Source organism: Flavobacterium sp. ABG, assembly GCF_001027725.1.
In the GTDB taxonomy this organism is placed as follows: domain Bacteria; phylum Bacteroidota; class Bacteroidia; order Flavobacteriales; family Flavobacteriaceae; genus Flavobacterium; species Flavobacterium cupriresistens.
On record NZ_LEKS01000002.1, the window covers coordinates 91263 to 114674 of the forward strand.

The window sequence follows — 23412 nt, forward strand, 5'->3', positions numbered from 1 at the left end:
TTATTAATTTACGTTACTACTTAATTAATTTATAAGTAATTTAAACACAAACAAAGTTCGTTGTGTCACTAAAACCATCTAAGGCGATTGCGAATAGGGTATTCCATATCCGGATCATTGATAAAACGTTCTTAAAAAACTGATTGTAACATTTTTCGATTGTAGTCGTCTACTCCTTAACCAACTACTCAAAATATGAACTCAGCCAAAAAAACAGCAAGAATAGCCGGTATATTGTATTTAATAATTGCCATCACGGGTGCCTTTGGAATTATGTATGTTCCAACACAATTGTTTGTGAGTAACGACATCAATTTGACGGCAAAGAATATTCTAGATCATGAATTACTCTTTCGATTTGGAGTCTTTAGTAACTTAGTTTGTCAAACGGTATTTGTCTTTTTAGCTTTGACTTTGTACAATTTATTTAAGAATGTCAGTGCGCACTTGGCACGTACTCTGGTCGCTTTAGTACTGGTGGGTGTTCCGATTGCCTTTTTCATTATTTTTAATGAATACTATTTACTACTGATTCTGAAAGAAAACTTTATGACCAACTTCTCTTCCATTCAACAAAATACGTTGGCGATGTTGAGCTTAAAAATGTATGGGAATGGAAATGTTATCATTGGAATCTTCTGGGGGCTTTGGCTCATTCCTTTTGGGCAATTAGTTTATAAATCAAAATTTATCCCGAAAATATTGGGGATACTTTTAATTCTTGGTGGTTTATCTTATTTAATAGATACTACCGCTTTTATCCTTTTCCCGGAGTATCACTCTAAAACGGGGATTCTGGTGGGTATAACATCTGCGACTGCAGAACTTGCAATGGTTTTATGGCTTTTGATAAAGGGAGTCAAAAACAATAGTATTGCGTAAGTAAGCTGCAATACTATTTTCCTTGCCTCATTGCCCTTACACTTTATTTTTCAATGTTCGAAAATATAAACATTTTCATAATTAAGGAATGCAAAATATACTGAGGAAGCTATATTCTTTCACAGCAAAAAAAATAGCCTATTGTTCTATGCTTACAGAAACTGCTGCAGGCAAATACTCGAACAAAAATAATTTTGTCCACGAAAAAATATATGGTTACAAAAACTACTTTTTTCGTAACTCATTCAATGAAAAAAAACTACTGGCCAATCAACTAATTGGAGCATTTACAATGGCTGATTGTTCCAATAGGCACAGATTTCTACACCGCATAAACGCGAGAAAGAATCCGAAACATATATCTTATTTTTTACTCTTTGAGGTTTCTACGTATTAATTTCTCCTTTAACAATTGTAGTTTGTCTTCAATTTCTATAATATCTGTAAGAATTGCACTTTCATACTTCGCGCCTGTTTCACCAACAGCATCAAGTTCCCTTTTATCCTCGATAAAAAGCGAATTCAAATCCAACTCGGGAAAATTCTTACTTAAACTGATCAAAAACTCTGAGTTAATGTTGGCAGTTCCATGTAGATATCTTCCAATCATTGCTGGACTAAAGCCTAAAATTTGACCAACTTCTTTTTGCTTAAGTCCTTTGCCTTTAAAAAATCTACTTAATTTTTCAGTATACATAATCTTTCAAAATTGTTATAAATTAGAACTATTTGTACATTTTGTATTATAAAAGACATCTTTTATATATTATTTTTCTTACTTTTACAATTCCGATAACCATATTAAGTAATAAATAATAAAGATATGTCAAATTTAATAAAAAATAATAAGATCAAAGATGAGTATTCACATAACGAAAAAGCTTACAAATTTATAGATGAGCACTTACCGTATACTTATGTAGAATTAACTATTGAATGTTTAGTTAAAAAAGGTCATAAATCACCTAGTAAAACAATTATCAGAAATGTAAGAAACAAAATAATTCTAAGGAATGATATTCTTCTTGCATTAGTCGAGGTCGCAAACGATAATAAAATAGCTATTGAAAAAATTAAAGTTTTAACCACTTAGAAAGTAAGTACAAAAACGGTTTGGTTCTCAAAAAATGAATATCAGCATTTAACTACTTAAAGTCTCCAACTATGCCAAACAGAAATTTAGAAAAAATAGATTCTTCAGTTCTTACACAATTACATAAAAAACAATTTGCTTCCTGCGAAAATAGCCCGGAAGCCTCAGACGGGATTAAAGGAATCTATTTTGACCTTAGTATGCCGTTGTATGGTATGTCACCTCAACAATATATTGAAGGAACTAAATATCATAACGAGTGTTTTTATAAGCTAAATTACGTTTAATCTGCTTTGGTATAACGGCAAAAACTTTATGAAATAGAAAAGACCCTTAATTGCATCTTAAAAAGCTGCCTTATTCTTTTGATATCTAAAAGAATAAGCCACCAATAAATTGCGGAAACAATCAAAGGCCTTTTGATAAATAAGTTACGATACCGTTAGAACAGTTACCATTTGTGGCTATATAGTGCTTAACTTTTATTTGTCAGCTTTGCCATTGCTCTCACTGGGAATGTGCCGACTCCTTTAAATTTTGGGGGAATTGCACTAAATGTAAAACCAGCTGTTGGTACTAAAGACAGGTTGCAAAGGTGCTCGACAATTAAGATTTCGGCTCCCAAAAGTGTCGTGTGTACGGGTCTGGTCTTTCCTGAGGTGCAATCTATATTATGAGAATCTATACCAACAAGCTTAACATCACACTCTTTTAAGTAGCGGGCTGCTCCCTCCGTAAGATAGGGATGGTTCTCATAATACTTTTCGGTATTCCAATGACTGTCCCAACCTGTGTGAATTAAAACTGCCCGATTTCTTATTTCATAATTTTTTAAATGATTTTCTGTTATTTCCAGCGTTTCAGTGAAGGGGACTCTGATTACAATTGCGTCAAGATCTGTCAAATGTTCCAGTCCAATTTCAGAAAGATCTTTTCCGTTTTCAAATCTGTGAAATGGACAATCGAGATAGGTTCCTGTATTGGTCACCATTTCAATTTTTCCAATTTGAAACTGAGTGCCTTCTTCATAAAACTGCTTTGAGTTTTCTCTGCTCAGATAATCGCAAACAATGGGTGCCGGCAATCCTTTATAAGTTACAAGTCCATCCTCAATAGTGTGGCTCAAATCAATTAGTAGTTCTGTTCCTGATTTTTCATTAACAGGCTTTCTTTTATGTGCTTCGTTAAAAACCTCTTTATTCAGTATTTTAGTTTGCCCAACCATAAGCAGTCGTAAATCTTCTACGATATAATCGGCAAGTTCTTTATCTGAAATTGTGTCTCCTGAAATGTCAAGTCGAAAGTCTTCTCCTTTAATGCTTCCACCGTTTGTGAAATAAATTTCGAAATCAAATTTTACTCTTTTATCCATAAGTAATTATCAATTATTTAGTACTTCTAACGTCTCACTATCAGCTCTCGGTAGTGCTTTTTTTTACTGGCGTTACTTACAAATATATCGAAAAATTATAAAAACATAAAAGAATAAAACGAAGAAAGCCGCCCCAAAAAAGAGACGGCTACTTTGTCGAATTTAGATAAAAAACTCACACTTTTTTGTGCTTTTAAATGGTCCTTAACTGGTTTAGGCTACACAAGTTTGCTTTTACTTTTTAATAAATTTATTAGAAACTTTTGAATTCCCTGTATAAACATCCAATATATATATTCCACTTGGCAAATTCTCGATATTAATTTTAGTGTGGTTTCCTTTTTCTTCTTTTACTTTTCTACCTGATAAATCGGTTATTGTTATCTTGTTAACTTCCTCATTATTTATCAATTGTACATTTAGTATTGAGGAGGAAGGATTTGGGAAAATTGAAATTTTAGCCGTTTCAAAAGAAGCAACTTTAAGATTTGTCCCGTCTAATCTCCATAACTCTTTTCCTGTTCTACCATTATCTGCTAAAAAATACAGCATTTTATTGTCATGGTTGTAAAATCCCTCCGGATAAGAAGAGGCTCCTACAGTTATCCCTGCCGGCTGAATGTCTTTCAATAGCCTGGTTCCTGCTGAAGTACCGTCACTTTCCCATAGTTCTGTTCCTACAATACCGTCGCTTGCTCCTAAATATAGCTTGTTCTTAAAGACTGCGAGTGAGCTACTGAAACTTGTTGCACTGGTAGTTAATGCTTTTGTTCCTTCTTCAGTACCGTCCGTTTTCCAGAACAGCGTCCTTCCTTCATTGCTATATGCAAAAAAATAAACCGAATTATTATATACTCTCAAATTGTTTGGAAAGGAGCTTCCTGAACCGGAATAGATGTCTTTTAGCAATTTTGTTCCTGCTTCTGTACCATCCGTTTTCCATAATTCATTCCCATAAACATTGTCTGTGGCGGTAAAAAACAAATTTCCATCGTATTCTATTAACATTGTCGGAGCCGATCTGCCTTTGCCACTAAAACTTGTATTTACATCTTTTAGTAGTTTTGTTCCTGATTCTGTTCCGTCGCTTACACATAATTCTTCCCCTGTAAGTTCGCAATTTTCACAACCACTAAAATAAATTTTGCCATTGAATGCTTTTAACTTTTTATTCTTTTCAATTAAAATGTTACTGACCTTTGTTGTTCCTTGTTCTGTACCATTTGTTTTCCATAATTGTGAGGTAATATTGGTTGCCTCTCTGGCATTAAAATATAAAAAATCATCCAGTATTCCGAATTCACTTTGTGTATCAAAAAAACCGTTATACTCTCCCGGAAGAACATCTTTTACCATTACAGTTCCTGCGGTTGTACCATCGCTTTTCCATAATTCTCTGCCGTGAACAGCATCATCTGCACTAAAATACAGCACATTATTCATTACACATAAATTCCAAATACCGTATCCGGCTGGTCCGACTTGAATGTCTTTTACTAATACTGTTCCTGCTGCCGAGCCGTCACTTTTCCATAATTCTAAACCATGAACACCATCATTGGCCGGAAAATAAACAAAACCATTCATGGCCACCAAGCTATTATTGGCTCTGATCGCTCCGGCGGTCGGATTGATATCTTTTACCATTACTGTACCTTCAATGGTTCCATCGGTTTTCCAAAGTTCACATTCGCCATATACATTTCCGTCCATAGCCGTAAAAAAAAGCAATCCATTGTTACTGCAAAAATTACCCGGCCCTGAACTTTCATAACCTTCTCTTATATCCAGTATAAGTTCCTGAGCATTTACTTTTGCGAAACCCAACAAAAGAATAAGAATCAATACATTTTTCATTTTTTAAAATTTTAAGATTGATCTGTATTTATCTCTTTTGTCATCCTCTATTACATTTTGAATAGCAGGTTCACATACCATCGGAATACAGCTTGTAAATACTGTACGTTTAAAATAAGGAAGTAAAAAGTAGTTTTTTTTCATCTCTTGGTTTTTAGCTTAATTGTTTGATAACATTTTAGATTTTCCTATTCCAGACAGAAAAAACAGTATCATTACATCATCAAAATTAAAGCTTAACAAAAGCAAAAAAAATACTCCTTTTGGAGTATTTTTCATAATCTGAAATTAAATTATACCTTGAAGAATGCAGTTCTTAATAAGCTGCGCGGAGTTTTTACAATTTGATTTGGCCAAAATATTCGTGCGATGTTTTTTTACTGTTAATGGACTAATAAACAGTTTCTCTGCAATTTCCGTATTATTTAAACCGTTGGCGATCAGTTTAATTATATCAATCTCTCTTTTTGAAAATTCCTTTAATTCCTGATCGTCTTCGTCTATAGATAAATTCATAAAAGAGGGTTCTCCGTTGAGACCGATCAAAGATATTCTGTAGGTATTGTGTGTACTTAAATGATCAATTGCCGTATGTATATTCAACGATTTTCCGTAACCTCCATTGTCATCCATTGTCAGCATTACGGCTTGGTGATTGAACAAAGCATACTCCCCATTTTGAAGCCTGGCCCTGTGACAATAGCTTATTTTGTAACTCAATAATTTACTACGATCTATTTTATCTGAAAAAAAACGGGTCAAAAAACCTTCTGCCCTTATTACAAAATTAATATCATCGGGATGAATTGCTCCTAATACATCATTAAAAGTTAAAGTATCCGGATCAAAGCCATGCATCTCATACAGAGACGGGCTGATGTAAGAAAGCGACATGTCGAAAAAATCAATTATATAGAACGAAAAAGGGCCACTACTGATAATAGAGTTGGTCAGATCATTAAAAGAAATTTGGTGGGCCGGTGAAATTTTAGCAGTTCGATTGGCCTGCCAAACATTATGTAGATTTTCTATTTCCGGAAGCATATCGATTTGTTTGCTAAATCATTTATTTGTTTAACAAATTAACATAAAAAAATGTTAAAACAAAACTTTTAGACTCAAATTAGAAAATCAGAATGCCCTATTGCTGAACTTCAAAATCAACTTTTTACAGTTGCGCTACTTTTTCAATCCAAATCCTCTATTGTTTTGAACCTAAAGCTGTTTTACTTTTTTATTATACCGCTGTAAAACAGGTATTTATACGTTACGTGGGTCTAGTTTCTTATTGTAATTTTATTCTTATAAATAACACACCAACACTACATTACGAGCTTGTAGTACGTTGTATATCAACAACTAGCAAATTTTAGACTTAGTAGATTTTACCAAATAGATTTTTACTAAGTTGACATTTTTTACCTGCATTATTTTTAAAAATAATAAAGACAGAACGCTTCTATTTTATCGAAGTATAAAAAACCGATGCTTTCTAAAATGTGTGTTATAAGATTAAGAACAAAATTATTGTTTATGGTTATTAGGCTCAATTAGAATACCTTCAATACCAATCTCCCACGCCTATATTCTTCAGGAAAATTCCAAAACAACTTATTTTTTTGCTGATCTCAAATTGATTAACAATAGGTGCTTCCTATCTGTGCTTATAGAATTACATTTTTTTATTAACCATTAAAACAACAAACAATGAACTTAAAAGAAAAACTGTCCCAAATTGGCGAAAAGCCTGACATGATCCTTATTATTACAGATGAGCAACGGGCCACACAACATTTCCCACCGGGATGGGAGGAAAAAAATCTTCCTACCCTTACGTTTCTAAAAAGAAACGGATTTAGTTTCGACAGGGCTTTTTGCAATACCTGTATGTGTTCTCCCAGTCGCACAACCTTATTTACAGGAATCTATCCTGCTAAACACGGTGTAAGTCAAACGTTAACAGAAGGAGGTCTTTTATCGCCACAAGAACCAACACTGGATAATTCTTTGCCGAATATCATGAATGTGCTTTGGGCAGATGGATATGACGTACAATACAGAGGTAAATGGCATATGAGTAAAGGAGTAGCGCCAAATGGTACTAAAACAAACTACGAAGATTTAACCGCTGCAGATCTCTCCTTGTATGGCGCAATGGGCTGGGTTGCTCCGGATGCGGGTGAAGATGTTAACCCTCTTAATTTTGGAGGCGGATATGCCAACCACGATGCCCGATATACTGCCGAGGCGATAAAATATTTAAAAGAAGTAAAAGCGAAAAGAGCAACAGGAGATCATAAACCGTATTGCCTGATCCTTTCCCTTGTAAATCCTCATGATGTTTTGGCCTATCCGAATACGGCGGCTACTTCAGGATATCATCCGGATAGTTGGTCGGGCAGAGAAATCGGGCTTCCTGCAACTGTAGGTGAAAATTTATTAGAAAACAAAAAACCAATGGCACAGGAGCAGATTTTAATTAATATGGCTGTTGGTCTGGGCGCTATTGCAACTCCTGAGGAGAAGCTAAACTATATTAATTTCTACGGTAATTTGTTAAGTCATGTTGACAAAGAAGTTGGTAATTTTATTAAAGAATTATACAAAGAGGACGAAAATGGACACAAATTGGCTGATACCGCCATTGTTACGATGACTTCCGATCATGGTGAAATGGGGCTGGCACATGGTGGTTTGCGTCAGAAAACTTTTGTGGCTTACGAAGAAGCTTTGAGAATACCACTTGTTATTTCGAATCCGATATTATTTAAAGATCGCGATCTGAAACACTCCATGGCCTTAGCAACTTTGGCAGATATTCTGCCGACTTTTATTGACATAGCCAATGTATCAAATCCACCAACAGGACTTGCTGGTACCAGTTTGTTGCCTGTTATAGAGGATAACACTGCAGTACAGCATAGTATTTTGTTTACTTATGACGATATCAAAGCGGGATCGAATAATAATTGGAACATCGTCAGAGCGGCGAATCGTATTCGTTGTATCAGAACCGAAAAGTGGAAATTCGATTACTACTTTGATGCTGCAACTGCTTTTTTCAAACAATACGAATTGTATGATCTGATCAATGATCCGTTGGAAATTACCAATTTGGCTTATGATCCTGCTTACAGCGAAATCAGAAGAGATTTAGAAGAACAATTGCATCAACTTGAAGTAGAAAAACTTTGGGTAAATGCGCCTAAAGATGTTTTTAGTACGACAACGTTCAACTAAAAACGGCTTTAGAATACCCCATAAAAATACAAATCAAATACTAATATTAAAAACCTATACATTATGTCAGAAAATATAAATTTGGAAGTTAGTACGGTACATTATACCGATTTTAATAATCCGGCTACCGGACAGACCACCATACAAGGAATAAGAGGCGTTTCAGGATCTGAAAATGTTTATATTTCAGGAAGTTTATTGGGGCAGAATAATGCGCTTCAAGGATTGATTTACGAAGGACCTCTTAAGGGTGGTGGCAACGATGGAAAATGGAATGTTGTTAATTTCCCAAGTACACCGTCAGCCGTAGTCAACAATACTTCTTGCTACGGGCCAAATAATGGTCCAAATGGAACGGTACAAATTGTTGGTTCTTATAAAACAGCAACCTCAACAGATAAAGCACCTAGCGGAAATCTCGGCTTTTATTATGAAGGTCCTGTTGATGGCTCAGGAACATGGGTACAGGTTAGTCCGAACGGAGGGAATACAAATAATGTATTTGTTCATAGTGTCATGGGCGGAATTGCGGTTGGCAATTATGATGTCGAAAACGATAAAAATGGCCATGCTTTCTTGTACAATACTACAACTAAAGAGTGTATTAATTTTAAACTCCCTGATTCGTTAACCAATACTTTATATGGTATCTGGCATAATGGTGACGATAGTTATACACTAGCCGGAGGGTATTCCAGCCTTCACTTGGGAAAACTGAGCCAGGCTTTTCTTGTTGATTACAATGCTAAAACCAGAAAAATCAGTAATCTGAAAACATTCAGCTACAAGAATGAAACTGCTTTGTCTATCATTACTCATTTTGAAGGGATCACCGTTTCTGAAGACAATGGCTATAATATGCCGGCTGACTGGATCTCTGCAAATGGAGAAGGTGGCGGAGCATCGTTTGTTTCTGTTCGCAGAAATTCTAACGGATCATTTGGAGAGGCAAACTGGGTAGATATCGAGTTTCCGAATTCAAGTGCTAACAGTGCTAACACTGTGTACAGAAATAATATTCTGGGTATTTACACCTCCGTGAATGATTCTGGTACTAAAGTGGTTTCTTCTTTTGTTGCGAAAGTTAGCGTTTAGAAATAAGCTAAGTAGTGGCTCGTACTAAGGTTTTACTTTAATCAAACTGTTAGCTAATTTTTTTTAACACATAGAGATATTGATTTTGGGCTTACAATTTAAGATTTTTGAAGAAAATTATAATTTTTTCACATAGTTCTTAGGTTTGTTTTTTTAGTAAAACGTCTTTTTTAAGCTTTGTTAACTATACTTCTTTGTTCTAAAATTAATTGTAGCCAATGGGTTTTAGTGATTGAATTGTTATAGAAAACAACTTTTTATCTAATTTTTTGTTATAAAGCGGTTAAGGGAAAGGTAATTTTTTCTTAATCGCTTTATACTTTTCAACTATAGGCTGGTAAAGGAGGATCAAGTCCGAAAGTTGTAGGGAAGTAAAAATCTCACAGAGTCGCAAAATCGCAAAGTATTAATGAAAAAACAGAAAAAAAACTTTGAGACTCTACAACATTTTTAGAAATCAAAAGCGAGAAAGTAGAAAACAGAAAATTGGATCTTAAAAATAGGAGATTCTGTTTTAAAATAATATCTAGCTAAATTAAACCCAACGGATTGTATTAATGATGTAATATACTAAAAATTAAAAGCAAAAGACTTCAATTGAGGGCGCGTTTGTAGTATACAAAAATTAGAAAAGTAATGTTCTACAATTAATTAGTATGCAAACGTTAAATCACTTATTTCATCTGCTAGTTTATGGAGACCTTTTGAAATTTGCTCCATTTTCTCCCCTGATAAAGAAGCTAGTCCTTTTGTATATTGACGGAATAAACTTTGATTTATTCCAACATAATGTTCTGCAAAGGCTGATTTATTTATAACATTAAAATACTCAAATATTTGTTCTAAATCAACAACATAGTTGATATTGAAATCCTTAATCGTTAGCGATTCCCCTTTCTCATTTAAATAATCTACATGATATTGCAAAACTTCATTGAAATTTTCCTTTAATTCCGATAGATTGCCGCCAACTGTAGTTAATCCTGGTATTTCTTTCACGTATGCCGAAAAACCAGTACTTGTTTTTTCAACTATCACCGTAGTAACGTTTTTCTTTTCCATAATAAATTTTCAAAATTGTTCTTATGTAATCTTTCTAACAGTAAAATACAAAAGCAACAAGATTACTTAAGCCCTGCAGCTTTCATAATACTATTTAAAGTACCATTTGCCAATTCTTTGCTGCCGTGTCGCGGAATTGGAATTTGGTTTGGTTTGTTTTTGTGTCTATATAAATCATGATTTCCACCACTTCTATAAAGATACCAACCCTCTTTTTTTAGCAATTTCAATATTTCATTTACTGTTGCCATTTTAAAACCAAATTAAATTACAAAACATATCAAAAAAACGTTATTGCAATTACATGATAAATATATAACATTTTTGTTATATAACAAAAATGTTATATCGTTTTTTATTTTAACAATCACTATCAATGTAACCTTAATTAATTATCTAAACCAACTATAACTTTCAAAAATTATTCACTTCTATCATTCGAAATAATAGCGCTCCACAATATATAACCTAAGGACATTTACCAACTGATCATTTTATAAATGAATCATTAAAAATAACTTTTGTAATCATGAGCCTAATAAAAAGCAAAAAACCACTCGATTGAGTGGCCTTTCATTCTTAGGAAATTTATTCCTTTATTACTGTTCTTTTTTATCCGGCAACTACCAGCCTAAATAATAAGTCGGGCTCAACCAGATTGGACGATCAAGTCCAAAATATTCCTGTAACATTTTTTCGGCTTCACAGAAAGCACCTTCTACCCAGCCTTGTTGGTCTGAATAGGCCTCTCCGCAAATATGGATTTGCTCGTTTGCATCCGGTTTTCTCATGTATTCCATTACATTTTTTACTGAGAAACCGGCTTTCCAGGCATGGTATCCTGCACCAAATGGCTCGTCTGTCCAGTCTTTAAAATACGTTACATAGGGATCCGGTATGGTTACGTCAGGTCCGTGGAGTTCGCGAAGTTGGTTTATCAATTCGTCTACCATCATTTTCGTAGCTTGAACATCATCCAGTTCATGCAGTTCTTTTAATGATGCTGATTTGTTGGCTCTAACTTCAAAAAGTATTCTGTCATCGGAAAGCGCTTTCCAGAAGGTCTGGGTGACCATATCTCCATAACTTCCTAACAACATCGAGTTATCATTTTGAGCATCTGTTCCAAAATAATAACATTGTCTCATCGGTAAATCAGTGATCGAATGTCCGGAATCAATTCCTAGTTCTTTCCACCACGGATAATCAAAACCCATTAATATTTTAAAAGCGGGTGCCATAATTACAGAACGGATATTCTCATTGAGCACTGAATTTTCATTTACATCAAAAAAGAAATTGTTCTGATCCAGAAGTTCCAAAGATTTTCTCGGCATAGCAAGGACTAATGTGTTGGCATATACTTTCCATTCGGTATCGCTCTCCAGATTTAGAAAAGTCAATTCGTATTTGTGAGTTTGACTTGAAGAATGTTCTTTGGTAAAAGTAAGCAACTTATTTTCAGCCCAAATTGTGGCCCCTTCATGATCGGTATAAGAGTTGGCCAATGCATAGGCGATACTGTCATAGCCTTCTTCAATGGTTTTATAAATGGTTCCTGCAGAGAAATCGCCTACCATGTACGGGAAAGCTTCTGCTCCATTCCAATTGATGGTATTGGAATAATATCCTCCGGCATTCGCCAAAAAGGTATATCCTTCCTCTGAAACCTGATCTTTAATCAAGTTCCAAAAACCCAGATCATTTACTTTACGCCTGTAATAGGGGGAATTAGGAAAATTGTAGACCAATTTAGGTTTTACGTCATCCCAATCTCTGCTGGTTAATTCGAAAGAATAATCATAAATTGTATCTCCTTTAATGATTTTATCACCGTAATTTTCAGCAACCCAAGGATCTGCTATTAAAACATCGTAAATAATTTTATTGAACAACTGATCTGAACTGAAACCCAAATCATCGTCGTTTAGATAAAATCGGGTTATCAATTTATCACCTGCTTCCTGAGCAACGTCCCAGGCATCTTGTTTAAAACGCTCTTTACGAAGATACATATACAGTTTTGCGGGATCTCCCATCGGAAAGGCAACGGGCGTCATTCTATCGTTCAGAACAGGAGTACGTTTGGCAGGATCCGGTTCGGTAAGCGGGTAACCTTCAATTAATGTGGTCACAATTTCCTGAGAAGTCAGGTAACGCATACCGCCTAACTCGCCCCAGAAATTCATTCCGGGCATAATAACCGATTCCAATCTGCCGCCCAGTTTGTTGTTCATATCAAAAATTTGAACTTCACTGGCAGTATACTTTTTGTCGGTTACTAAACGATATGCGGTGTATAATCCGGAAGTTCCGGCACCAATAATAGCTACTTCAGTTTTTAAATCAGGATGCATTCCTTTATTTAATGGTGTGTTTTTATTCATGATCGTATCTTTTTAAAGTGCTCTAAAGAATTTGTGTCCTAATTGGAAAGGTGTAATGTCAAAATCGGTATATCCGTCTAATGCAAGATCTGACATAATTTTGCCTAAGAAAGGGGTGAATTTTGCAGCCCAGCCGGTCGCGTACAATACGATGTTTTCGTGATTGGGTACATAACTTGGTGCGAAATCAATCAACAGCTCCTTGTTTGGGATATTACTCAGGGCAATAAGACAGGTTGAAGTATATTCCGGTTCTGCATTTAATCCGGTCATGTATTGTTTTACCCAATCAGAGGTATATCCCAGTTCTTGTGAATTTGGAATTAGTGATCTGTCGTTCGGTTCTTGTATCGGTTTCATTACGAAATCCGGTGCCACACGAATATAGCCGGGATGATCCCAATCGACTTCAGGGAAACCGTAAAACTGGTTTCCGCTTTCGCCTTCCGGGTTTTGAAATACAAACCAGGTTGGGTATTGAATGTCCGGATCGGTTTTTTTAAAATAAGCCGAAGACATATTCCAATACGTAGCGTCTATGTGAAAATTCAGTAAGTTGATTACACTGTTAATATAAGGCCCCGGAATTAGCGCCAGTTTTTTAGTGATATAAGCACCTTTTGGTGTAATAATCTCAAAGAGATCTCCCAATTGATTGATTTTAAGTACGGGTGAATTTTCTTCTAAGTGTACCGTTTCTTGTTTCTCACACAATTCTAAATACGCTTCTATCGTTGCTTTAAAATTGATACTGGCACCATCTTCCTGAAACAGTCCGCTATATTTTACCGGTAAGTTTTTAAAATGGTATTTTTCTTCTATCTCTTTTGAAGTCAGCGAAGTGTAAGGAACGCCTAATGCTTTTAGTGCTTCTTCTGCTTCAGCAATATTGCCTTCTGTAGATTGTACGGTGGGGTCTCCAAACCAGAGTGTTCCTACTTTGTCAAGCAGCTGTTTACCGGTTTCTTTTTCAAGTTCATCCCAGTACGGCTGCGAATCTAAAGCCATTTGTACCATATATTCATCCGGATATGGGATTCGGAATTGGCGTGACACTCCCGCAGAGCTCCCCAGTTGATTCACAAAGGTGAATTGTTCTAATACTAAAGTCTTTGCATTTCGTTTACCAAGATGATTCGCAGTGGCTAAGCCTATTGCTCCTCCTCCAATGACGATTACGTCGTAGTCTTCTCTAATCATTTGTTGCTTGTTTTATTTGTTTATGGTTGTTTGTGGTATTGATCGGGTATTGCTGCTTTACGTTGCCTCTTTTTTTTTTAGGTAACTTTCTTTAGTCTTCGAAAATCCTTTGTTTAAAAAAAACGTCAAACTAGTTCCAGTTGACCTAATTGGTCGCTGTCATTAGATAAATTGAGATTAGCTGTTTTTTAAAGGGTATTGTTTTGTAAGAATAGCATTGTTTAAACGAGACATGCTAAATCAAAAATAGAACTTTTATGAAGCTGAATTTAGCGTGTAAATACCTGATTTTCTATTATTATGGATGGGGTTTTGAACCTCAACCTGATAATTAAATTAGGCCTTTTGCAGTTGTTGGTGTTGTTCCAGCTATACAAGAAAAAGTTGAACACGAATTGCACTAATTTTCACTAATTTTTTGTGAATTGTAGAATCATTTTAATCCTTTAATCAGTGGCGAAAATTTCACGCTAAGAATCTCAATAATCAATTCGTGAAAATTAGTGTAATTCGTGGCAAAAAAAAACTGTCTGACACTTACTATTCTAAATGATTTTTAGACTGCATCGAAATCCTAAAAACAAAAAAACCACTCGTTGGAGAGTGGTTTTTAATAACTATAAATCATGAATCCGCATCCTACTGGGGCCGACAATGATCGCGTCTATTTTATCTTTAAAGGCTAAATGGCATTTGTATTTTTTGTCCAGAAAAATTTCTTTCACAAAAAAATATTCCTCCTCTATTTTGGCATAGTGGTTCATTACCTCAAACGATTTTAAAGGAATAGAAAGCCCTTTTCCATTTGCTTTAATAACGGCTTCTTTTTGTGTCCAATACTCAAAAAAGGCACTTTCGGTATCCTCGTTAAGCGAGAGATTGTCCCATTCTCTTTTTGTCATTTGCGATTTAAATCCTTCGAGCTCTATGTCGTGGATTATTTCAATGTCTATTCCCACATCGCTCCTATCCGACAGCACACAAACAACAATTTCTCCTGAGTGTGATATGTTAAATTTAGTGGTATCGTCATTTAGAAATGGTTTACTGTAAAGCGTATAACTCAGCTCTGCTTCGGCATAACTTTTACTCATTTTCTGAAGGCCATGGCGCAAAAGCAATCTTCCTAACAGGGACAACTGACTGTCTTGCCAACGTCTGTAAGCCAATATCTTTTTTTGAAAATCGGCCGAAAATTCATTTAGATAATTCGTTATAAGATAATTGTGATTCTCTTCAGAAATGTAAGCGTATAAAATGTGCGTCATTTTGTATCCGTATTTAATCTATATCATTAATTGGCAATCTCAAATACAATTGCTTCAACGGCACCTGTCGCAGAGTTTATAACCCCTACATCTGTTTTTACTTCTGACATTCTTACCCACACACCTCCATAACAATCTCCAAAACCAAATGAACCCCAAATAAGTTTATGCAACGTCCATTCGTTCTCTGCGTTGGGAGCCAAAAAGTCTAACGAATCGCTAAATTCCTGGGCAATAAACGCATTATTTTGCAGTGCTAATTCTAATGCTTCTTCCCATTCTTTTTCAGTTGAAAATTTGCCAATAAAAACGTCCTTCCCCTGAAATCCTCTTGCTACTTTTATCACAAATTTATCTTTGTCGGTTTTCAATAAATCAGGAAGATTATGCTCTCTGTCTTTGAAAATGACTTTTTTGTTTTCGATAAACGAAGTCCACGGAATATTTTTTAGTATTAGTTCATTTTCTTCGGGTGAAAACTTTCCGGCCTGAGCCAATTCCAACAAAATAAACAAGTTTCTTTTATCACCAAGCATCCTAAGTCCAAGATGGTCGGGAAGGTAAATCCTGTCCATCATAAAAGCTCTGAATATGGCCGGGGTAACATTCATATCCATTGTTAAAATGATCAAACTGTGTATCACTTTATCTCCTAAACATAGATTTCCATTGGTTAGTGTCAATTCATTCATATCTCCGCCATATGCACCGCCATTTAGTCCAAAATTGGCTAATTCTTCCTTAAACAGCTTGTCAAAAAAGGCCAGGCTTTCTTCTTTTTCGGCTTCATCTTCGATATCCCCCATTTCCATAAACAGGTTAATGGTACTCTGTTTACCCAACTGTTTAATGATTTGTTCGATAAGGAATTTCATATAAATCTGTAAGGTGTTCCTTCCCTTGTAATCCAGAACTTTGTCTTTATTTACTAATTCGGGATGGTTATTTCTTATCAGCGATTCAAAGCTTTGTATTTGCCATCCTCCTATTGAAGATCCAATATTCGCTTCTAAAACTTTAAACCCGTCTTCTGTAAAAGTCAAATCTAATCTACAGCCTATTTCAAGGTCTTTTTTATGACATAACATGGCAAATTCTGCCATCATTTCGTCTCCTGCGAAATAAAATTCTGCCAGTTTTTTTATATCATCATTAAAATACAACGATGGAATTTGTTTTAACAGGCTTGGGATTTTTACAGACAGTGCTGTTAACTCTTGTGTCATTTGTTTATTGATGAGCACGGGCCATCCGCTTACGGGATATTTGTAACTTTTAAATACATCAGGAACGGACTCATGGTTGGTATTTATTCTTGCGGGAATATCTTTAGTGCCTTCAAATTCTAAAAATTTTTCGGAAAGGATTGTATATTCTTCAGTCGTATTTTTTATCATAAAAAAGTGTTTTTATTTTAATGTATATGCTTCTAATTGAACTAAGACAGGTCCAAAAACCTACTCTTGTATTTTATAGTATTCCCCAATAAAGCAAATAGGTTGCTAATAGTATGTTTGAAAAAATCACGGAGAAAATGACGCTTCTGGCATCGGTTTTTTTAATGGTTAAGATGTAATACAACAACGTCAAAATCAGACACCCTAAAAAGACCAGTACCAACAGAAATATATAGTTGAAGGTTTGTGGCAGACCAAATGCCAGAATGAAATAGTTTTGTTCTGAAACTTTCGTAATGGCCATAAGCAAACATCCGAAAAGTACTAATCCGGTAATAGAAGTAATCGTTATACCGATCCTTACTATCTTATCCTGAACTGTGGTATATCTCTTTTTGATTAACTTGATAAGGTAGGCAAAAATAAACGCTAACATTACTACTAAAGCTGTTGCTAAAGGGAATAGAAAAATAGGGTCTTGTTCTCCGATACTTTTACCGGTTTTCGCAACTCCTTTGTTAATCGTAATTCCTGTAACTAGCTTTACATTATCGGCTTCCTTAAACCTATTGAGATCCAGTTTTTGTTTCGGATTGTCGATAAAACTTTCTACAACCTTGTATCCAATTTTTGTAAAACTAGGAACATGGCCATAGGTTCTGGCCTCGATATAATTGGCTTTACCGAATCTTTGTGCTACTTTCTTTCCGTTATCCAATGGTGTGATCGGATCAAATTCACCTGAAAAAACCAACACAGGATATGCCGCAGTAGCAAGGTTAGAAAGCGTATTGCCTTTTTTTGCAGCTACTGTGCGATTACTATTCCATGCGTCACACACTTTAAAATCTGATTTGTAGAATGAAATTCCTCCATTTAATCCCTTAAACTGCGATGCGTTTTGCTGATATTTTAAAAAATCATTGTTGGGAAGGGTCTCGTTACAACTCACACAATAATATACGCCATAATCCATCGACAGTAAACTTGAGAAAGCACTTACCAGGTTCCCTAAAGATTCTCCTCTTCTTTCATGAAACTGATAAATTAAGAGCGGAATTACTTCTACTAACTTTTTATTGTATAGGGCTTGCTGAACTGCTACTTTAAAATCTTCTGCATTATACGTAAATGTGCTGGAAGGGATTAATGCTTTGTCTACTGTCACAGTCAGCGGGTTTTTCTCCAGATCGGCAATTACTTCATAGTATATTTTTTCTAAATTGGGATATTGTTTATCGTAGGTCTTATCACTTTTACAGATTTTAAATACTTTCTGTAAACTCGTCATATAATTTGAAGTATTCTCTACATAATAAGTCGAAATGTCATAAACCGGAGAGTCTAACAGTAATGATTTTACATCCCCGGCAAAATTGTTTGCGTATACTTGCGCCATATAGGTTCCGTATGATACGCCGTATACATTCCAGTTTTTGTACTTTAATGCTGTTTTTAAGGCATGAAGGTCTTTTGCTACAGCTTGGCTGTTGTAAGCGTCGAGGTTGATTCCTCTGTTGATAAGCTCTTGCTTACAGGACATTGCAGCATTCGTTTTTTGCTTTTCATCTTCTTCTTCTGACTGGTTTTTTGCCAGAATTTCTAAAAATTTCTTTCCTAATCCTTGATCCAACCTTGGTTGTGAATAGCCAGTCCCGCGAACATCAAATAATACAATATCATTATTTTCCCTTAGAGGATGATTCAACCATAACCATATATTATCAATACCACTCGCGCCCGGGCCTCCTTGTATAAAAACTACTGCGTTCGAATCTTTTGCTGTTGCATTCTTTTTTAGTACAGTTACCGCAATTTTTATGGTTTTACCATCATTTGCTCCCCAGGTTTCCGGAACAGTAAGGTAGCCCCAGCTGATTTTTTTAGGATCTGATTTTTTGAATTGAGGCATAAAAGCGGTCCTATTCTCAAAAGTCACATTTTGCGCCTGCAAATTCCCGATCAGGATTGCAAATAAAAAAGAAATAGTACTAATTGTTTTTCTTAATCTCATGATGTTTATCTTATGTTTTTTTCTATTTATTTCAGTTAAAAATTGAAACCTATATCTATTGTTCTTTCTTTTTCAATAGCCAATTCTATGTCTATTGTTTTTAAAGATTGATTGGCGTTTTCTACAATTTCGCGAAGTAGTTTTTCATATTTTAGTAGTATTAACTCAATTGTAGCTGCTTCGTACTTTGTGGTATTGTAACTTATTGTTCCTGCCACATTTCCCTCGTTTACGACAAAGTTGATCAACAAAGGAAGTCTGCTGTAGGAAGTACTCATAGGCGCTATTTCCAGCTGCAACTTTTCATTGATCGCAATGTTTGTGTAGCTAAACGAAGGGTTTTGCAATACCAACAGTACGTCTAATCGTAATTTATTCTGTAGAACTTCAGGAAGATCCTGGTGTTCATCAATCTGTAACAGATTTTGGTGCGTTTCTTTTAGTAGTTCACTAAGACTGTTTTCTGAATTTATACGATTCCTCAAGGGCAACGTTTTCGCAAACATTCCAAGTTGATTGTGCAGTTCGGAGTGGGTTCTTCCGGAATTAACTGTTCCAATACAAAAATCTTCTTCTCCGTACATTTTATGCAGGAGCAAACTAAATGTACCGACCAAAAGGGTGTGAAGCGATATATTTTGCTGTTGTGTGAATTCGTTTAATTCCGAAAATGTAAGAGAGTCAAATACAAAATCATGATCTGTTCCTGTATGTTTCTCTTCATAGTCATCGGCATCGAAAGGAATACTGTTTTTCCAGGTATGTCCTTCGAGGTATGTTTTCCAGAATTTTAAATTGGTCTCATTAGCACTTCTTTGTTGTTCTTGATGCCATACAACATAATCCTTAAATTGAAACTTTAATTTGTGAACCTCTATGTTATTCTGTTGTTCTATTTGTTTGTACTGACTAACAAACTCCTTTACTAAAATTTCTAAAGACCAACCGTCCATAATGATATGATGGGTGCAAAATACCAAATAAGAATCCCCGTTTTTCTGATGAAACAATGCCACTCTCAGCAATGTTTCCTTTTCTAAATCAAAGGCTTTGTTTACGTACTCCTGTATCGACTTTGTTCGCTCTTTTTCTTCATAGAAAAATTCATCAATTACTACCTGTGTTTGTTCCGCAGTAGCAATTTTTTGATTGGGAATTCCTTCTATCTCAATAAAATTTGTTCTTATGATTTCATGTTTCTTTTGCAACTCTAAAAACACTTGCTCTAAAACCGTTTTTTTAATTTGACCTTGTACTTTGAATACGGCCGACATATTGTAGGATATCGATTTTTCTTTTAGTTGCGATGCCAGCCATATGTTGTATTGAGAAGCCGTAATTGCATAATGCAAACGTTCTGCTACCGGTAGAATCGCGGTCGTTTGTACAGTTTCTTTTTGCTCGAGATATTTTGCTAATTTTTGTACGGTAGGATAGTCAAAAATGTCCTTTAAAGTTATTCTGTACTGCAGTTTTTCGTTTATACTGTTTATTAATTTCACTGCATTCAGGGAGTGACCACCAAGCTGGAAAAAATTATCGGTAATGCCAATTTCTGTAGCTGTTCCTAATACCTCATGGTAATACGAACAGAGCTTATTTTCTATTTCTGTTGTTGGTTTTTCATAAGAAAGTGCTGTTTTTTCTGTGGTAATTTTTACCTGTGACAGCGCTTTTCTATCGACTTTTTTATTGGGTGTTAACGGAAATTCATCTAAAGAAAATAACGCATGTGGAATCATATATTCCGGTAATTCTTCTCTCAATGTGTTAATGATCTCAGTCGTATTAAAGGTTCCGGTTTGCACAATTACATAGGCAATTAATACGGCTTCCTGTCCGGCACTTTGCCTGGCAATTACTACGGCTTCTTTAATATTTTCTATTTGATTTAACTTCGTTTCTATGTCTCCAAGTTCTATGCGATATCCTCTTATTTTGACCTGATTATCGTTGCGTCCCAGGAATTCTATTTCCCCTTTTTCGTTCCATTTTCCTAAATCTCCCGTATTGTACATTCTTTCGTTTTCCTTAAAGGTATTTTGAATGAATTTTTCATTGGTCAACTCTTCATTTTTAAAATACCCCTGTGCTAATCCGTCACCACCAATATAAATCGTTCCCACACTACCAACAGGCAACAATTGCATACAATCGTCGAGTATATACAATTCGGTGTTGTGAATGGGTTTCCCAATATTTGAGGCTTCATTTGCCTGAGTTACTTTTTTACAGCTGGACCAAATTGTTGTTTCTGTCGGGCCGTACATGTTCCATACTTCAGCAGTAGTTGCTATTAATTTTTCGGCCAGTGTTTCGCTTAACAGATCGCCTCCACACAAAATTTTGAGCGTTTTATCTCCTTCCCAACCCGCATTGTAAAGCATTTGATAAAAGCTTGGAGTCGCCTGAATTATCGTCGGTTTTAGTTCTGCCAACTTTACAACAATAGCCAATGGATCTGCTAAAAGTTCTGGACTAGCGATGTATAGTTTAGCTCCTGAAATTAACGGTACAAAAAATTCAAGTATAGAGATATCAAACGATTGTGTGGTAACCGAAAATAAATAATCCTGTTCTTCTACTTTAGGTTTGTGTTGTATACTAATTAGAAAGTTCAGTAATGCTTTGTGGCTTATGGCTACTCCCTTAGGCTTGCCAGTAGACCCCGAAGTATAGATGATATAGGCCGTAGAAACAGCTGCTATTTCTTTTTGTTCCGTTTCTTCTAACTCAATTTCTTCTTTTATAATAACTTCAATATCTATAATACTGTCCTTTAGATCCAGATTGTGTTTTAGATTTTGGGTTGCTATAATTTGTTGTACGCCGCTGTGTTCAATAATGTATTCTAAACGTTCTTTTGGAAAAGAGGGGTCTAATGGAATATAAGCACTGCCCGACTTTAATATCCCTAATAAGGTCGCCACAAGATTGGCCGAACGATCCATTAAAACTGCAATTGGGGCAGTATTTTGTTCTTTGTTTATTCGCTGCAAATAAACTGCTATTTGATTGGATAGCGCATCCAGCTCCCTATACGTATACGTTCTTTGCTCGTCTACCAGTGCAATTTTGTTCGCATTTTTGCTTACCTGCTCACTAAAAAGAGTTAAAAAAGTAGCCTCGCACGGATAACTAAATTCTGTTTTATTGAAATCTTCTACGACTTCTTGTCTTTCTGATGCGGTCAGGTATTGAAATTTTGAAAGTGATTCAACCGGATTGGCAATTACAGCGGAAAGCAAGGTTTCAAAATGCGTTACCATTTTCAAACTATCGGATGCACTAAAATAATTGACATTATAATCAAAGTCAATTTTAACATCTTCCGATTCGTCAAATTCCCGAATGTAAATGGCCAAAGCGACACGTTCTGACTGGTGTGACAAGGGTACTACTGTGGTCTCCGAATTGGCAAAATGATCTGCATAATTTTGTTTTTCGTAAGATAAAGTGATATTAAAAAGTCTGTCTTTTTCCTGAAACAATTCCAGTTCTTTAATCAGTTTTCCTAATGGGAATCGCTGATGACGATAGTCTTGTCGCAGTTGTTGCTTGATGTTTTTTACCAGATCTCCGAAATTATCTTCAAAATCAAATTGAATTCGCAATGGCGATACGCCCATGAATAATCCCACTGTTTTTTTGAATATCGATTTTCCTCTGTTTAAAACCGGAAGCCCTATTGCGAAATCTTTATTCTGGTGTTTTCTGCCAAAATAAAGGTACAATACGCCTAAAATTACATGAAATGTTGTAGCTCCCAAATCTTTACCAACTTGCTCCAGTTGGTTATAAACAGCCCGTTTGATTATTATTTCTTGTCTTTTGCTTCGATTTGGTTTGTTGTTTTGGTCGATTTTTTCAAATAGTCTTTCGGGAAGTTTTTCAAATTTTTCTTTCCAATACAACTTATCTCCTTCATAATCATCGGATATTGCATACGCACTGTCGTCTTTTATGAAATCCTTGTACGTAAAAGGATATTCTGTCACTACTTTTCCGAATCTTGAAAGTTCATTATAGTTTTTCACCAATCTTTGAAACATTAAGGAGGTTCCCCATCCATCTGTTATAATATGGTGGTACACTGAGAATAAATAGTGAAGCGTATCATTTACTTTTACCAGAATAAATTTATGCAGTACTTTTTTTTCATTTAATTGAAATGGAATTTCAAACGTATTCTGCATGAATTCGTTGGCCTCAGCATCAGCATTTACTTTAGAGGAGAAATCAACAAATTCTAATGCCATAACATACTCCTCAATAGTCTCTATTCTTACCTCCGTATCCAATAGATTCAGAATACTTCTATAGGTATCATGCTGATTGATGAGCGCTATATAAGCCTTATTTAATACTTCGAAAACTATTTCTCCTTTAATTATTATTTTTGCTCCTATGTTGTAAATAGGATCTTCAGGATACATTAGTTGTTCAAAATAAACATCTTGTTGTGGAAGTGTGAGTTTCATTTTTTTTAGTTTTAAAACAATTATAAGAATCAAATCCCCTGTCATCTTCGTTGCTTTGAAGACT

18 protein-coding genes are annotated in these 23412 nt (G+C 35.3%); 5 read left to right on the forward strand and 13 right to left on the reverse strand.

All coding sequences use genetic code 11. The features are described 5' to 3' along the window. Nucleotides 1–195 precede the first annotated feature (195 nt). Nucleotides 196–882 (forward strand): DUF4386 domain-containing protein, encoded by a 687-nt coding sequence (locus AB674_RS01965; RefSeq protein WP_047773413.1) that lies wholly within the window; start codon nt 196–198, stop codon nt 880–882. A 370-nt stretch (nt 883–1252) separates the two neighbouring features. Here AB674_RS01965 and AB674_RS01970 read toward each other — a convergent pair whose 3' ends face one another. Further along, the gene (locus tag AB674_RS01970; protein ID WP_047773415.1) at nt 1253–1579 is read right to left on the reverse strand and encodes a helix-turn-helix domain-containing protein; all 327 of its coding nucleotides are present in this window, start codon (nt 1577–1579) and stop codon (nt 1253–1255) included. Nucleotides 1580–1705: 126 nt separating this feature from the next. On the opposite strand from AB674_RS01970, the gene AB674_RS01975 reads away from it, so the two are divergent. Further along, complete coding sequence (locus AB674_RS01975) at nt 1706–1975, forward strand: hypothetical protein (RefSeq protein WP_047773416.1); 270 nt, start codon at nt 1706–1708, stop codon at nt 1973–1975. A gap of 71 nt (nt 1976–2046) precedes the next feature. Beyond that, nucleotides 2047–2262, forward strand: a complete 216-nt coding sequence (locus tag AB674_RS01980; RefSeq protein WP_047773418.1) for a hypothetical protein — start codon at nt 2047–2049, stop codon at nt 2260–2262. 188 nt (nt 2263–2450) lie between these two features. On the opposite strand, the gene AB674_RS01985 is transcribed toward AB674_RS01980, so the two are convergent. The 4 genes from AB674_RS01985 to AB674_RS21815 form a co-directional block, all read right to left on the reverse strand. Beyond that, the gene (locus tag AB674_RS01985) at nt 2451–3347 is read right to left on the reverse strand and encodes a cyclase family protein (RefSeq protein WP_047773420.1); all 897 of its coding nucleotides are present in this window, start codon (nt 3345–3347) and stop codon (nt 2451–2453) included. 234 nt (nt 3348–3581) lie between these two features. Continuing rightward, nucleotides 3582–5204: an ELWxxDGT repeat protein gene (locus AB674_RS01990; RefSeq protein WP_053004174.1), complete on the reverse strand. Its 1623-nt coding sequence runs from the start codon at nt 5202–5204 to the stop codon at nt 3582–3584. 3 nt (nt 5205–5207) lie between these two features. After that, nucleotides 5208–5348: a hypothetical protein gene (locus AB674_RS22735; RefSeq protein WP_165579343.1), complete on the reverse strand. Its 141-nt coding sequence runs from the start codon at nt 5346–5348 to the stop codon at nt 5208–5210. A gap of 144 nt (nt 5349–5492) precedes the next feature. After that, nucleotides 5493–6248: a helix-turn-helix transcriptional regulator gene (locus AB674_RS21815; RefSeq protein WP_053004175.1), complete on the reverse strand. Its 756-nt coding sequence runs from the start codon at nt 6246–6248 to the stop codon at nt 5493–5495. Nucleotides 6249–6911: 663 nt separating this feature from the next. Here AB674_RS21815 and AB674_RS02000 point away from each other — a divergent pair. Both AB674_RS02000 and AB674_RS02005 read left to right on the forward strand, forming a co-directional pair. Further along, entirely contained in the window at nt 6912–8444 is a 1533-nt protein-coding gene (locus AB674_RS02000; RefSeq protein ID WP_047773421.1) for a sulfatase-like hydrolase/transferase, read from the forward strand. 63 nt (nt 8445–8507) lie between these two features. Then, complete coding sequence (locus AB674_RS02005; protein ID WP_047773423.1) at nt 8508–9539, forward strand: hypothetical protein; 1032 nt, start codon at nt 8508–8510, stop codon at nt 9537–9539. 651 nt (nt 9540–10190) lie between these two features. Here AB674_RS02005 and AB674_RS02010 read toward each other — a convergent pair. The 8 genes from AB674_RS02010 to AB674_RS02045 all read right to left on the reverse strand — a co-directional run bounded on the left by AB674_RS02010 (nt 10191) and on the right by AB674_RS02045 (nt 23348). After that, nucleotides 10191–10601 (reverse strand): type II toxin-antitoxin system HicB family antitoxin, encoded by a 411-nt coding sequence (locus AB674_RS02010; protein WP_047773425.1) that lies wholly within the window; start codon nt 10599–10601, stop codon nt 10191–10193. A 62-nt stretch (nt 10602–10663) separates the two neighbouring features. After that, nucleotides 10664–10852 (reverse strand): type II toxin-antitoxin system HicA family toxin, encoded by a 189-nt coding sequence (locus tag AB674_RS02015; RefSeq protein ID WP_047773426.1) that lies wholly within the window; start codon nt 10850–10852, stop codon nt 10664–10666. Nucleotides 10853–11224: 372 nt separating this feature from the next. Continuing rightward, nucleotides 11225–12988 (reverse strand): flavin monoamine oxidase family protein, encoded by a 1764-nt coding sequence (locus AB674_RS02020; RefSeq protein WP_047773428.1) that lies wholly within the window; start codon nt 12986–12988, stop codon nt 11225–11227. 12 nt (nt 12989–13000) lie between these two features. Further along, nucleotides 13001–14188 carry an FAD-dependent oxidoreductase gene (locus AB674_RS02025; RefSeq protein WP_047773429.1) on the reverse strand — a complete coding sequence of 396 codons (1188 nt, stop codon included), beginning with the start codon at nt 14186–14188 and terminating at the stop codon, nt 13001–13003. 617 nt (nt 14189–14805) lie between these two features. After that, nucleotides 14806–15456 carry a 4'-phosphopantetheinyl transferase family protein gene (locus AB674_RS02030; RefSeq protein WP_047773434.1) on the reverse strand — a complete coding sequence of 217 codons (651 nt, stop codon included), beginning with the start codon at nt 15454–15456 and terminating at the stop codon, nt 14806–14808. 26 nt (nt 15457–15482) lie between these two features. After that, on the reverse strand, nt 15483–16853 hold the full coding sequence (locus tag AB674_RS02035; protein WP_047773436.1) for a hypothetical protein: 1371 nt from the start codon (nt 16851–16853) through the stop codon (nt 15483–15485). 73 nt (nt 16854–16926) lie between these two features. After that, nucleotides 16927–18867 (reverse strand): alpha/beta fold hydrolase, encoded by a 1941-nt coding sequence (locus AB674_RS02040; protein WP_047773437.1) that lies wholly within the window; start codon nt 18865–18867, stop codon nt 16927–16929. A 35-nt stretch (nt 18868–18902) separates the two neighbouring features. Beyond that, a complete protein-coding gene (locus AB674_RS02045) occupies nt 18903–23348 on the reverse strand; it encodes a non-ribosomal peptide synthetase (RefSeq protein WP_047773760.1) in 4446 nt (1481 codons plus the stop codon). Between the last annotated feature and the right edge of the window lie 64 nt (nt 23349–23412).

What these genes read in the sequence shown, in the direction of transcription:
- AB674_RS01965 (WP_047773413.1), top strand. Translation starts at nt 196, where the DNA reads ATGAACTCAGCCAAAAAAACAGCAAGAATAGCCGGTATATTGTATTTA.
- AB674_RS01970 (WP_047773415.1), bottom strand. Translation starts at nt 1,579, where the DNA reads ATGTATACTGAAAAATTAAGTAGATTTTTTAAAGGCAAAGGACTTAAG.
- AB674_RS01975 (WP_047773416.1), top strand. Translation starts at nt 1,706, where the DNA reads ATGTCAAATTTAATAAAAAATAATAAGATCAAAGATGAGTATTCACAT.
- AB674_RS01980 (WP_047773418.1), top strand. Translation starts at nt 2,047, where the DNA reads ATGCCAAACAGAAATTTAGAAAAAATAGATTCTTCAGTTCTTACACAA.
- AB674_RS01985 (WP_047773420.1), bottom strand. Translation starts at nt 3,347, where the DNA reads ATGGATAAAAGAGTAAAATTTGATTTCGAAATTTATTTCACAAACGGT.
- AB674_RS01990 (WP_053004174.1), bottom strand. Translation starts at nt 5,204, where the DNA reads ATGAAAAATGTATTGATTCTTATTCTTTTGTTGGGTTTCGCAAAAGTA.
- AB674_RS22735 (WP_165579343.1), bottom strand. Translation starts at nt 5,348, where the DNA reads ATGAAAAAAAACTACTTTTTACTTCCTTATTTTAAACGTACAGTATTT.
- AB674_RS21815 (WP_053004175.1), bottom strand. Translation starts at nt 6,248, where the DNA reads ATGCTTCCGGAAATAGAAAATCTACATAATGTTTGGCAGGCCAATCGA.
- AB674_RS02000 (WP_047773421.1), top strand. Translation starts at nt 6,912, where the DNA reads ATGAACTTAAAAGAAAAACTGTCCCAAATTGGCGAAAAGCCTGACATG.
- AB674_RS02005 (WP_047773423.1), top strand. Translation starts at nt 8,508, where the DNA reads ATGTCAGAAAATATAAATTTGGAAGTTAGTACGGTACATTATACCGAT.
- AB674_RS02010 (WP_047773425.1), bottom strand. Translation starts at nt 10,601, where the DNA reads ATGGAAAAGAAAAACGTTACTACGGTGATAGTTGAAAAAACAAGTACT.
- AB674_RS02015 (WP_047773426.1), bottom strand. Translation starts at nt 10,852, where the DNA reads ATGGCAACAGTAAATGAAATATTGAAATTGCTAAAAAAAGAGGGTTGG.
- AB674_RS02020 (WP_047773428.1), bottom strand. Translation starts at nt 12,988, where the DNA reads ATGAATAAAAACACACCATTAAATAAAGGAATGCATCCTGATTTAAAA.
- AB674_RS02025 (WP_047773429.1), bottom strand. Translation starts at nt 14,188, where the DNA reads ATGATTAGAGAAGACTACGACGTAATCGTCATTGGAGGAGGAGCAATA.
- AB674_RS02030 (WP_047773434.1), bottom strand. Translation starts at nt 15,456, where the DNA reads ATGACGCACATTTTATACGCTTACATTTCTGAAGAGAATCACAATTAT.
- AB674_RS02035 (WP_047773436.1), bottom strand. Translation starts at nt 16,853, where the DNA reads ATGATAAAAAATACGACTGAAGAATATACAATCCTTTCCGAAAAATTT.
- AB674_RS02040 (WP_047773437.1), bottom strand. Translation starts at nt 18,867, where the DNA reads ATGAGATTAAGAAAAACAATTAGTACTATTTCTTTTTTATTTGCAATC.
- AB674_RS02045 (WP_047773760.1), bottom strand. Translation starts at nt 23,348, where the DNA reads ATGAAACTCACACTTCCACAACAAGATGTTTATTTTGAACAACTAATG.